Source organism: Oenococcus kitaharae (assembly GCF_025758695.1).
Taxonomy (GTDB): Bacteria; Bacillota; Bacilli; order Lactobacillales; family Lactobacillaceae; genus Oenococcus; species Oenococcus kitaharae_A.
In genome coordinates this window covers 297325-309372 of sequence record NZ_JANJQP010000001.1, presented here as the reverse complement: position 1 = coordinate 309372, position 12048 = coordinate 297325, and the positions used below count along the sequence as shown (strand labels likewise).

The following is a 12048-nucleotide window of genomic DNA, read 5'->3' as shown; positions in this document are numbered from 1 at the left end:
TATTGTTCTATTCTGAGCTATATCTGTCAATCATAATTGTGATCAATCGCACGATTTTGTTTTAAGATAAAAATTAAAAAAAGAGGTAAATAAATGGCATCAGCTTTAACAAATGATGATTTAAATGAATTACGAGAATCCCTGGCTCAAGACGACAGAGCTAGCGTCCTAACAAGAACAATTACAAAAAACGGCATTCGCAATAGCAGCTTTGATAATCAAGCTGCCGCACGTTTGAACCGCACCTTTTCGGTCGAGGTTGAGACTGGACAAGTGACTAATCAAAAACGCAGCGGCCGCTGCTGGGAATTTTCATTATTAAATACCCTGCGGCATCAGTTTGCCAAAAATTACAAGGTCAAAGACTTTGAGCTGTCACAGAATTATTTGTTTTTCTGGGACAAGATTGAACGAGCCAATATTTTTTATCACAATGTCGGGCAGACTGTTGATAAAGCCATGGATGACCGTTTTGTCCATATGTTGTTTAATCAGTCTGGGGAAGATGGCGGTCAATGGGCCATGGCGGCGGCGTTAGTCGAAAAGTACGGTGTTATGCCGGCTTATGCGATACCAGAGACTTTCAATACGGATAACACGAGCGATTTTCAAGAAGCCATGAATAAAAAATTGATCAAGGATGGTTTTCAACTGCGCAATATGGCTAAGTCCGGCAGCAGCGAAGATGAATTGGATCAGGCCGAAAAGAAAATGCTGCAGGAAGTTTATCGCATGGCTGCTTATTCTTTTGGCGAACCAGCCAAGACTTTTGATTTAGAATACCGTGACGATGACAAAAAATATCATCGCGAAGCCGCTTTAACGCCACAGGATTTCTTCAAAAAATATTTTAAGGTTGATTTTGATGATTATGCCGTTGTGACCAATTCGCCTGATAAGGCATTTAACCAGTTGTACAGCCTTCCCAGTCAGGACAACGTCTTAGGCGGTCGGGATATCGAATTTTTAAATGTGCCGATTGATGTGTTGGAAAAAACAGCAGTTGCTCAGCTTCAGAGTGGTGAAACAGTTTGGTTTGGCAACGACGTTCTTCAGCAGATGGATCGTCAGAGCGGTTTATTGGATGGACATTTATTTGACGAATCTTCCCTCTTTCAAGTTGATCTGAATATGACCAAAGCGCAGAGATTAACCAGCGGCGAAGGAACGGTCTCGCATGCCATGACTTTAACTGGCGTTGATTTAATTGATGGTCAAGCAGCAAAATGGAAAGTCGAAAATAGCTGGGGAGATAAATTAGGCGATAAAGGCTACTTCGTCATGAGCCCTGATTGGTTTGAAGACTATGTGTATGAAGTCGTGGTACATAAGGATTTTCTGCCGGAGGAACTAAAAGCTGTTTTGAAACAGCAGCCAACCGTTTTGCCAGCCTGGGATCCTTTAAGCTGAAATTTGTTTATAAAAAACCTCATGATTAGATGAGGTTTTTAATGCTTGTGATAGGCGGTTAGGAAATAAAATGGCACAGCGACGACTAGAGCGCCTAATCCCCAAAAGAGCTGCTGCAGATTTGTCTGAATCAATAGCCACAGGCTGATAATCAGAGCAACAGCTGGAATCACAGGACCGAGCGGCAGTCGAAAGGCATGTGCCTGCCCTTTTTTCGTCTTGGCAAAGACAAAAACCGCGATAATTGTTGGAATGTATTGGGCAAAACGCGAGACGGCTGAAATCAGCGCCAAATTAGCAAATGTCGAGTTAAATAAGGCAATAATCAAGGAAATAGTCGTTGATACAATAATCGCGACGTAAGGGGCGTTTTTGCGATTCTTTTTAGCCAATAAAGATGGCATCATTTTATTTTCAGCCAAGGCAACACCAGATCTTGGTGTAATAAATGACGAAGCTACCAGCAGACCACCGATTGATATCAAGGATCCGGCAGCAATTAAATCACGTCCAAATGTGCCGATTGCGTGACCAAGTGCATCCATCAAAGGTGTGGCTGAGTTTGCCAAGCCATAACCCATCATGCCGATTGCAGTCACTTGAATCAGCACATACACCAGTGTCACAACTGAAATAATCAGAATGATTGCACGCGGCAAGTTTTTTTGTGGATTTTTCATCTCGCCTGCAGCGACTGAAATACCTTCAAAACCCGTGAAAGCAAAGAACATGGTCAAAGCGGCCTGTCCAAAACTGCCAGATGTATAACTGCCATTAGGAAAAAAAGGCGTGAAATTGTTTCCCTTAATAAAGAACAAACCAATTGCAACAAAGAGCAATAGCGGCAGCAGTTTGCTAATTGTGACAAAATTATTTACGATCTTAGTCAGCTGAACGCCGGAAATATTAATCAGAGCCAGCAGCAACAACAGAACGGCCACTGTCATCATACGTGCCGTATTACTGGATAGCGCTGGTATGAAAGAGCCTAAAACGGTAGCAAAAGCAACCGCAGCTGTTGCTTCAGCAATAATTCGGATGGCCCAAGTAACAAACCCTACTTCGTAACCGACAAAATTACCAAAAGCTTCTTTTGCGTAGAGATAAGGGCCGCCGTTTTTATCGAAAAAATTCGCGTCCTGAGCAAAACAGAGTGCAATCGTGGCAACTAGTACAGCATCCAACAGCAGGACTAAAATACTAGCTACACCGATTAATTTCATGGGTGCGCTTGGCAGCAGGAAAATTCCGGACCCGATAATCCCATTAATGCCGAATAGGACGATACTCCAAAATCCTAATTTTTGTTTTTGCGTTGTTTTATCTGCCACTTCTTGTTCCTGCTCGATCTATAAAATTTTGAAATAATGCCAGTTGTTCTGGGAAACGCTGCCACATACTTTCAGGATGCCATTGGACAGCAATAATCTGATCGGAATCAAGACTTTCAATGCCTTCGATGACGCCGTCAGGTGCCTTTGCTGTCACTTTCAGGCCTGTACCGAGTTCCTTAACAGCTTGGTGATGGCGAGAGTTGACAAAACCTTCTTGGCCGAGAATTTTAGCCAATTCGCTTCCCTTTTCCATCGTGACGCGATGAGTAGGGAAAGAGCCTTCTGTCGGCGACTGACGATGTTTAATTTTCAGATCTGGATACTGAGCTGCCAAGTCCTGATAAAGATTGCCGCCTAAAGCGACGTTGATTGATTGGATACCACGGCAGATGCCGAAAATTGCTTTGCCAGCTTTCACGGCTGCTTGAATCAAGCTCATTTCAAATTGATCGCGTTCATAAAATGTCCCGCCTAATTGAGGGATCGGGTCTTCTCCGAAGAATCTCGGATCAATATCGGGTCCACCTGGAATTAATAAGCCATCAAAAGCATCGACCAGCTGGCCAATATCATTTTCATGGATTGAAGTTGGCGCTGGCAGAATAGTAGCGATGCCGCCAACTTGATTAATGGCTCGTACAATATCTCTGGGCGCATAATCAATTGCTTGATCATTAGAAGACATTGATTGAGAGCGAGAAATATCAGAAGTAATTGCAATAATTGGTTTTTTCATATTGTGAGTAATTCTAACAAAGGAAGTTTCGAAAATAAATAAAAAACACCAAATTCCTAAAAGAAATTGGTGTTTGTTAAAATTACCAGCTTGCTTTACGAACGCCAGGCAACTGACCCTTATGTGCCAGTTGACGGAAGTTCAAACGACTCAAACCGAATCCACGCATATATGCATGTGGACGACCATCGGTCAAATCGCGATTATGTGCACGCACTGGTGATGCATTACGAGGAAGCTTTGCTAATGCTTGATAGTCGCCAGCAGCCTTTAATGCAGCACGCTTAGCAGCGAACTTAGCAACTGTGGCTTCGATCTTCTTTTCTTTTTCGATCTTAGACTTTTTAGCCATTACTTCACCTCCTTAAATTCAACAACTTGACGCAATTTTGGTGAATACTTCTTCAAAACGAGTCTGTCAGGCGTATTGCGACGATTCTTGCTCGTCAAATAAATGCGTTCACCCGTCTTGTCGTTCCCAAGAACGACGTGATCTCTTTGTCCTTTTCCTGCCATTTTTTCTCCTAAAATTCTATTTAACGAAAGTCAATCAGTACAAGCAAATATTATACACAAGCTAAAATTACTTGTAAAGTGCAAGTTCAATTAATTTGCTTATTTGAACTGCTCGGTGATCGGTGGTACGACTTGTTTCTTCCGTGAAACGACACCAGGAAGATCCAATGAATTGGCCGTGAGTGTCTGACCAAAGGCGGCAGCAATTTTATCTTCATCCGAACCATAATAAAGTGCTTTGGAGTTTGAATTCAGAATATCTGTGATAACAAACAGAAAGCCGTTGTAACCATCACTAGCAATCTCAGCTTCAATTTCCTTTTTAATGCCGTCCTTGCGTGTCAGGACTTCTGGAATATCAACTGTGTTTACTTGGCCGATTCTCAGCGTCTTGCCAGCTAGCTCAAAGCTTTTGGCATCGCTATCTATTAATTCTTTATCGGTCTTCTTAGAAAGATTTGTGCCCGCCTTTAATAAGTGAATACCAAAATCATCAATATCTGAAACACCTGCCCGAGCAGCCAGCTTGCCAATAACATTGCGGTCAACATCCGTCGTTGTCGGGCTCTTCAGCAGCAAAGTGTCTGAAATTAAAGCTGACAGCATCATACCTGCAATAGGCTTTGGAATCTCAATCCCATCTCTCTCAAAGAAAGTGAACAGAATCGTCGATGTGGAACCGAGTGCTTCAGCATGATAAAACAGCGGTGCGCTCGTCTTGAAATCAATCTTATGGTGGTCAAAGACATGTGTGACTGTCAGATCAGCAATATTAGAAACTGATTGTGCTGCCTCATTATGATCAACTAAGACAACTTCTTTGGTGTCAGCCTTTTCAATCACACGTGGTGCTTGTACCTCAAAGTAATCCAGAGCGAATTTTGTTTCGTCGTTAGGTTTGCCAAGTGCGACAGCCTCTGTGTCCATCCCTTTTTTATTCAAGTAATAAGATGCTGCAATCGCGGCTGCAATTGCATCTGTATCAGGATTCTGATGCCCAAAAACTAATTCTTTCGCCATTTAATCTATAACCTCTTGTTTTAATCTCACTTTTATAATCATACTATTTTTTTCGACTTTGACTTTTCTTTTAAAGTCATCGTCTAATCCGCCCAAGTTATCGGCATTTGCAAAGAAATCAATGACCTGATTGTCGGACGTAAGCGCCTGCAGCTGTGTTTTGCCCTTATCAGCAATTGCTGCCATACCAGCGATTAAGTCGTCTGACATGAAAATCGTTTCAGCACGCTGAACTGTATCGCTTGTAGAAATCGGAATTTCCAAGGGATTTAGAATTTTCAGCTGGCCTCTGTCATTCATCAAAGCCAGGAGATCAGAGCCAGATATCAGTGTCATTGCCATAATTGAATCTTTTTTACTAATCTTGGCAGGTTTGCCGCCGCTGGATTTAGCAGTCATAAATGCTATTTCACTCAACGGGAACTTATAAAGATAACCTTTTTGGCTGGCCATGATTGCTAAGAAATCCTGTGTCGCAGCTAATTGAACCGAAACGAGTTTATTATCGCCTTTGATCGTTATGGCCTTGCTGGCACGCTTTCTATAGTATTTGGTCGGGAGAAGATCTTGCTGGCTGACCTGTTTGATAAAGGCATCGCTGCTGGTCAAAACAAAGCTGCCCTGCCCTTTTAGATCAGGCAAATCGAAAACCTGGACGATGTTTTCATCGGGAGCAAGGCCGGAAATTTCTTGAGAAAGATGCTCGCCAACGTCTTTCCACTTCGTATCGGCTAATTCATGCACCGGCCGGTAAATCATGTTGCCCTTATTCGTGAAAATGAATAAATGACTCAAGGTATTTACTTTAGCCAGGTAAACAGCATAATCGTCATCAGTCAGTCCATTTTCATCACTTGCCTTGTAAGAACGAAAGGAAGCACGTTTGGCATAACCGTTCTTTGTGATTTGAACCACGACATCTTCATCAGCAATCATAACCGAGGTCTTGATTTTGAGCTGTGCAACTTCTGCTTGAACTTCACTCTTTCGCGGATTGCTATAGCTTTTATCGATCTCCTGCAGCTCTTTTTTCAGAACTTTATTGAGTTCGCGCGGTTCATTTAAGATCAGATTAAACTCGTTGATCTGCTCAGTTAGTTGATCGTGTTCCTGCTGCAAAGCCGTCACATCAGTATTTGTTAAACGATAAAGCTGCAAAGTGACAATTGCTTCCGCTTGAGCCTGAGAAAAATCGAATTTTTTAACTAGATTATCTTTAGCGTCTTTGCGGCTTTCTGAAGCACGAATTGTGGCCACGACTTCATCCAAAATACTCAGCATTTTGATCAGACCTTCGACAATATGCTGCCGTGTCTGGGCCTTTTTCAGATCAAAATCAGTCCGGCGATAGATAACCTCTTTTCGAAATTCTAGAAAAGCCGCCAAAGCCTGTTTTAATCCAACAGAGACAGGGCGCTGATGCGCAATAGCTGTCATATTAAAGTTATAAGCAACCTGCAAATCGGTTTTCTTAAACAAGTAGTTTAAAATGCCGTTCGCATCAGCATCCTTGGCCAATTCAATGACAATTAAAAGTCCTTCTCGACTGGTATCATCACGGACCTCGCTAATGCCATTGACATCTTTGTTGACGCGGATTTCATCAATTTTAGCGACTAATGCCGATTTGTTGACTTCGTAGGGCAATTCGGTAATTTCAATCTGCTGTTTGCTGGCTTTCAATTTTTTGATCTCGGTCCGAGCACGAATATAAATTTTGCCATGGCCGGTTGTATAGGCATCTTTAATCCCGTCCAAGCCCTGAATAATTCCGCCAGTCGGGAAATCGGGACCCTTGACAAATTGCATTAAATCTTCCAACGAAGCTGCGGGATGCGCCAGTAAATAAATCAAAGCACTGATGATTTCGCCTAAATTGTGTGGTGGAATTTCCGTTGCATAGCCCGCAGAGATACCAGAAGCGCCATTGACCAGCAGATTTGGGACACGACTGGGCAAAACAGTCGGCTCGTAGCGCGTATCATCAAAATTTAAGACCATATCGACGGCCTGCCGATCCAAGTCAGACAGCATTTCGCCAGCAATTTTAGATAAACGTGCCTCGGTATAACGCATAGCGGCTGGCGGGTCATTATCGATTGACCCATTATTACCGTTCATGTCGATTAAAGGTTCGCGCATTTTCCAGCTTTGACTCATACGGACCAAAGCATCATAAATTGACGAATCACCGTGGGGATGATAATTACCCATCACGTTGCCGACGGCCTTAGCAGATTTTCGATAAGCATGCTCAAAGGTGTTGCCATCCTCATTCATGGCAAACAAAATTCGCCGCTGGACTGGTTTTAAGCCATCGCGGATGTCGGGTAAGGCACGTTCTTGAATAATGTATTTGGAATAACGGCCGAAGCGTTCGCCCATGACATCTTCGAGGCTTAATTCTTGAATTCGGCTTTCATCTGCCATTAAATAGGCTCCTTTTCGTTAAGCTCCGGGTGGTAGGTTCCATCGTTGCCATTGACTGTATCTAGAATTGACCCAGCTTCGTCCAAAGAAAAAGCGACATTATCTTCAATCCATTTTCTTCTCGGTGCTACTTGGTCTCCCATTAACACCGTGACCCGCTTTTCAGCTAAAGCAGCATCTTCAATCCTGACACGGATCAAGGTACGATGGTCAGGATCCATTGTTGTTTCCCAAAGCAGGCTGGCATCCATTTCGCCTAATCCTTTATAACGTGTGATTGCATAACCACGGGCAGCTTTTTTTGTCAGGCCGGCTAATTGTTCGTTGGTCCAGGCAAAATCTTCAGTTTTGCGTTTGCCACTACCGGCTGTGACTTTATATAAAGGCGGCAGCGCAATGTAAACACGGCCAGCTTCGACAAGCGGCCGCATATATTTATAAAAGAAAGTCAGTAGTAGGGTCTGAATATGAGCACCATCATCATCGGCATCGGTCATAATAATCACTTTATTATAGGCGGCGTCTTTCAAACTGAAATCAGACCCGACACCCGCACCGATTGTGTAAATCATTGTGCTGATTTCTTCATTCTTCAGCAATTCATCCAGACTGGCTTTTTCTGTATTCAGAACTTTACCTCTTAAAGGCAGCACGGCCTGAAATTTACGAGCCCGTCCTTGTTTGGCTGAACCGCCGGCTGAATCTCCTTCGACGAGAAAAAGTTCGTTTTTAGAGGCATCTTTAGATTGAGCAGGTGTTAATTTACCAGACAGCAAATGTTCCTTGCCTTTTTTCTTTTTGCCGCTGCGTGATTCATCACGTGCTTTTCGTGCAGCTTGTCTAGCTTCACGAGCACGCAGCGCTTTTCGGACGAGATTTTGAGCAAAATCGCCGTTCTCCATCAGATAACGGCCTAATTGTTCAGATAACACAGAATCAACGGCCGAGCGGGCTTCCATCGTGCCTAATTTCTCTTTGGTCTGACCTTCAAATTGTAAAATATCTTCAGGGATACGAAGATTAATCACGACTGCAAGCCCTTCACGGACGTCCGAGCCTTCGAAATTGGCATCTTTTTCTTTTAAAAGACCAATTTTACGGGCGTAGTCATTAAAAGCTTTTGTCCAAGCTGTTCTAAAACCAGTCTCATGAGTTCCGCCATCCGGTGTGTGGACATTATTGACAAAAGAAAGCAGTGTTTCGGAATAACCATCATTATATTGAGCAGCAACTTCGACTTCGATTCCTTGCTGGCTGCCATCGAAATACATCATGTTGCCGATAACCGACTTTCCTTCATTTAAATAACTGACAAATTCTTTAATACCGTCCTTATAGCAGAATTCTTCTACCGTTGCTGGCTCTGTTCGTTCATCAGTCAGAACGATACGGATACCCTTTAGCAAAAAAGCTGACTCGCGCAAACGGTCAGAAATTGTTTGAAACTTGTATGTGGTTGTCGAAAAAATCTTTGGATCTGGTTTGAAAGTGATTGTCGTGCCGGTCTGGTCGCGTGTTTTACCAATCTTTTTCAGGCTGCCGTCCGGATGCCCGCCATTAATAAAGTGTTCACGATACTTGTAGCCATCACGATTAATTTCCACGGTGAGACTTTCAGATAAGGCATTCACGACAGAAGAACCGACGCCATGCAGGCCGCCGGATGTTTTGTAGCCGCCTTGGCCGAATTTTCCGCCAGCATGCAAAACAGTCAAAATGACTTCGGGTGTCGGCTTGCCCGATGCATGCATCCCCACTGGCATACCACGACCGTGATCAACAACCGTGATCGAATTGTCCTTATGTATTGTGACTTGAATACTGTCGCCAAAACCAGCCAGGATTTCATCAACAGCGTTGTCAACAATTTCCCATACTAAATGATGCAGGCCTCGGCTGTCAGTCGAGCCGATATACATACCGGGCCGGACACGAACAGCCTCTAGGCCCTCTAAAATTTTAATATCTGATTCGTCGTATGTGTTTGTGTTTTTTTGCGTCATAGCCACCCGTGCGAACATTCATTCGCTATCAGTTTGTAAAGATACACTATTTGAGTTATTTTTTGCAAGTCAAACAAAAAGCACGCTATACTTATTGAGTGATTTTCAAAGCAATAATCTATATAATCCCAGCCTATTTGATTGGTTCTATCATGTCCGGCTATTGGATTGGAAAAATTTTTTATCATGAGGACATCCGCGATATGGGATCCGGAAATATTGGGACAACAAACGCCTTCCGTACTTTAGGAATCAAAGCTGGCATCGTTGTTATGATTTTAGACATCGCAAAGGGAACTATTGCGACTTTATTGCCAGGGATGCTGGGTTTTCATGACGTCAATCCGTTAATTTTCGGTCTCGTTGCAGTTCTGGGACACTGTTTTTCTATCTTTATGCATTTTCATGGTGGCAAGGCCGTCGCGACGACTGCAGGCGTTATGTTGGGCTATAATTGGCAGTTCCTACTGGTCTGCGCTGTGATTTTGCTTCTCACACTCCTGCTGACGTCAACCATGAGCCTTGCATCAATCACGAGTTTTGTTCTAGGCACAGTTTATTCGTTTTTTATTGGCGATCTGTTTCTATCAGTTATTTGTGTGATTGCCTGTGCTGTCACAATTTATGCACATCGGGAAAATATCAAACGCATCAAATGCGGGACTGAATCTAAAATACCCTTCGGTTTCCCCTACTGGTCATCAAAGAAAACTCATTGAATAATGGAAAAGCTGTTTTTCACCTGCTGGCAGTTTTTTGATTGCTAACTTGTGATCAATCTGCTGATCACTGTCAGTTGTGTCTGCCACTCCCCACCATGGTTCCAAAGCCACAAAATTCGCTCCTTGTGAACTTTTTGACCATATTCCGAAGAAATCAACATTTTCAGCCGCAACGGCGATCCGCACACTTCTTTGGCTTGGATCCTCTTTTTTCATATTTGCCTGTAAAAACAACTCGGTATAAGGTTTATCGGCTTTTAAAATGATCGCGTCATTAATGAAATCGGATCTTTGAATTTTGTGAACGGATGAAAAACTAAATTTGCCAATCGGCTGAGGATTCAAATAATTGCCAGCCAATACGTAACGTGTAAAGGTCTGCTCATTAGCGGTCACACTTGTCTGTGCATCGTTGAAATCGGCATTGAAGGCAGGATGCCCGCCAATAGAAAAAGGCATGAGGCGGTCACTGCGATTAGCGACCTGATAAGAGACTCGCAACTGAAAACCCACCAGCTCATAATGAGCTTCCAGTGCAAAATCAAAGGGATATTTTACCAATGTTTCGGGGTTCGATTGAAAACCTAAAGTTAAACTTTCATCGTCTTGCGCTACAAGCTGCCAGTCAAAATCACGAGCAAAACCATGCTGGGACATATGATATCGTTTGCCTTCATAAAGGTAGCTGTCATCTTGAAGACGCCCAACGATTGGAAACAAAATAGGTGCGTGCCGCTTCCAAACTTTTGGATCTGCCTGCCATAAATACTCGTAACCGCCATTGGCAGCTTTGACGGAAGTGACTTCGGCACCAGCCGAGGAAATTGTCACCTTGAGAAAATTGTTAGATAGTTTATATTCAGTCATCATGTTTTATTTTAGCCCGATCGAAAAATTTTTCGTAGCTTTCCTGCAGGTTTTTTGTCGTGATGTGTGTATAGATTTGTGTTGTCGACAGGCTAGCATGCCCCAGCAGCTCTTGGACAGTTCGGATATCAGCACCATTGTTCAACATATGCGTTGCAAAGGAATGGCGCAGCATGTGGGGATGAACTGAGCCGGTAAGTGTCGATCTTTGAGAAATTTGTTTGAGAATATATTCAGCACCCGTTTCAGTCATCTGCCGGCCTCGAGTATTAATGAAGACAAAATCGTGCTGCTGGCCGAATCTTGCCATTTGTTCCTGCCGCCAGGGAAAATATTTTTGAAGCGCTTGAGCGGCCGGCTTTCCAAAAGGAATAATCCGTTGTTTGTTCCCTTTTCCGATAATATTCAGCATGCGATTTGCCAAATCAATTTGCGAAAATGTCAAATTCGTCAGCTCAAAGATTCGCATGCCGCTCGCATATAAAAGTTCTACCAATGCCAGATCCCGCAAATGCTGCGAATCCTTGGGACTGCCGGCACTGCGCAAGTAATCCAATATTTCATTGGGGTAAAGGAATTGAGGCAGTTTTTTATTTTTTGATCTAAATTCAATTCCAAAAAAGGGATTTTGAGTTAGAAAATCATTATCGAGTAAAAAACCGTAAAATGTGCGCAGACTTGATATCTTTCGTGCGATTGTGCTTTTAGCAAGATGCATTTCATACAAGTGATTCAAAAAAATACGGACATCAAATCTATCGATCTTGGAAAACTGCTTAAATCCCCCATTTTGATCAAAAAAATGGACAAATTCTTGAATATCAGAAAGATAAGCCTGTGCGGTTTTCTTTGAATATTGACGTTCTGACAATAGATAGTCGCGGTAAAGCGTCATTTGTTCTGCATAATCCGTCATTGAGACTATTATAAATGCCAGTTTGTTATTGTGCGTTTTTGTCCCGTTATCTTATGAATTAGTAAAAGTCATTAAGCGTTTTTAATTGGCCTTT

At 42.9% G+C, this 12048-nt stretch carries 11 protein-coding genes; 2 read left to right on the top strand and 9 right to left on the bottom strand.

Annotation, left to right across the window (positions count from 1 at the left end):
* Positions 1-93 precede the first annotated feature (93 nt).
* A complete protein-coding gene (locus NRF22_RS01600; protein WP_263778904.1) occupies positions 94-1410 on the top strand; it encodes a C1 family peptidase in 1317 nt (438 codons plus the stop codon).
* 38 nt (positions 1411-1448) lie between these two features.
* Here NRF22_RS01600 and NRF22_RS01595 read toward each other — a convergent pair whose 3' ends face one another.
* The 7 genes from NRF22_RS01595 to parE form a co-directional block, all read right to left on the bottom strand.
* Complete coding sequence (locus tag NRF22_RS01595; protein ID WP_263778903.1) at positions 1449-2741, bottom strand: APC family permease; 1293 nt, start codon at positions 2739-2741, stop codon at positions 1449-1451.
* Entirely contained in the window at positions 2731-3480 is a 750-nt protein-coding gene (locus tag NRF22_RS01590; RefSeq protein ID WP_263778902.1) for a gamma-glutamyl-gamma-aminobutyrate hydrolase family protein, read from the bottom strand. Before NRF22_RS01590 ends, NRF22_RS01595 begins: the two co-directional genes overlap by 11 nt.
* 82 nt (positions 3481-3562) lie before the next feature.
* On the bottom strand, positions 3563-3832 hold the full coding sequence (rpsN, locus tag NRF22_RS01585) for a 30S ribosomal protein S14 (protein ID WP_007746454.1): 270 nt from the start codon (positions 3830-3832) through the stop codon (positions 3563-3565).
* Positions 3832-3996, bottom strand: a complete 165-nt coding sequence (gene rpmG, locus NRF22_RS01580; RefSeq protein ID WP_007746456.1) for a 50S ribosomal protein L33 — start codon at positions 3994-3996, stop codon at positions 3832-3834. The genes rpsN and rpmG overlap by 1 nt, the downstream gene beginning before the upstream one ends.
* A gap of 99 nt (positions 3997-4095) precedes the next feature.
* Positions 4096-5016, bottom strand: a complete 921-nt coding sequence (locus NRF22_RS01575; protein WP_263778901.1) for a manganese-dependent inorganic pyrophosphatase — start codon at positions 5014-5016, stop codon at positions 4096-4098.
* The gene (gene parC / locus NRF22_RS01570) at positions 5017-7446 is read right to left on the bottom strand and encodes a DNA topoisomerase IV subunit A (protein ID WP_263778900.1); all 2430 of its coding nucleotides are present in this window, start codon (positions 7444-7446) and stop codon (positions 5017-5019) included.
* On the bottom strand, positions 7446-9467 hold the full coding sequence (gene parE / locus NRF22_RS01565) for a DNA topoisomerase IV subunit B (RefSeq protein WP_263778899.1): 2022 nt from the start codon (positions 9465-9467) through the stop codon (positions 7446-7448). The genes parC and parE overlap by 1 nt, the downstream gene beginning before the upstream one ends.
* 80 nt (positions 9468-9547) lie before the next feature.
* On the opposite strand from parE, the gene plsY reads away from it, so the two are divergent.
* Positions 9548-10168 (top strand): glycerol-3-phosphate 1-O-acyltransferase PlsY, encoded by a 621-nt coding sequence (gene plsY, locus NRF22_RS01560; RefSeq protein WP_263778898.1) that lies wholly within the window; start codon positions 9548-9550, stop codon positions 10166-10168.
* Here plsY and NRF22_RS01555 read toward each other — a convergent pair.
* Both NRF22_RS01555 and xerC read right to left on the bottom strand, forming a co-directional pair.
* Positions 10151-11038, bottom strand: coding sequence for an aldose 1-epimerase family protein (locus NRF22_RS01555; protein WP_263778897.1), 888 nt, complete (start codon positions 11036-11038; stop codon positions 10151-10153). The genes plsY and NRF22_RS01555 overlap by 18 nt on opposite strands.
* The gene (gene xerC / locus NRF22_RS01550; protein WP_263778896.1) at positions 11031-11954 is read right to left on the bottom strand and encodes a tyrosine recombinase XerC; all 924 of its coding nucleotides are present in this window, start codon (positions 11952-11954) and stop codon (positions 11031-11033) included. Before xerC ends, NRF22_RS01555 begins: the two co-directional genes overlap by 8 nt.
* Between the last annotated feature and the right edge of the window lie 94 nt (positions 11955-12048).

Bases quoted from the DNA above. Each gene is read 5' to 3' on its own strand.
- NRF22_RS01575 (WP_263778901.1), bottom strand. From the start codon at position 5,016: ATGGCGAAAGAATTAGTTTTTGGGCATCAGAATCCTGATACAGATGCA.
- rpmG (WP_007746456.1), bottom strand. From the start codon at position 3,996: ATGGCAGGAAAAGGACAAAGAGATCACGTCGTTCTTGGGAACGACAAG.
- NRF22_RS01555 (WP_263778897.1), bottom strand. From the start codon at position 11,038: ATGACTGAATATAAACTATCTAACAATTTTCTCAAGGTGACAATTTCC.
- rpsN (WP_007746454.1), bottom strand. From the start codon at position 3,832: ATGGCTAAAAAGTCTAAGATCGAAAAAGAAAAGAAGATCGAAGCCACA.
- NRF22_RS01600 (WP_263778904.1), top strand. From the start codon at position 94: ATGGCATCAGCTTTAACAAATGATGATTTAAATGAATTACGAGAATCC.
- parE (WP_263778899.1), bottom strand. From the start codon at position 9,467: ATGTTCGCACGGGTGGCTATGACGCAAAAAAACACAAACACATACGAC.
- NRF22_RS01590 (WP_263778902.1), bottom strand. From the start codon at position 3,480: ATGAAAAAACCAATTATTGCAATTACTTCTGATATTTCTCGCTCTCAA.
- xerC (WP_263778896.1), bottom strand. From the start codon at position 11,954: ATGACGGATTATGCAGAACAAATGACGCTTTACCGCGACTATCTATTG.
- parC (WP_263778900.1), bottom strand. From the start codon at position 7,446: ATGGCAGATGAAAGCCGAATTCAAGAATTAAGCCTCGAAGATGTCATG.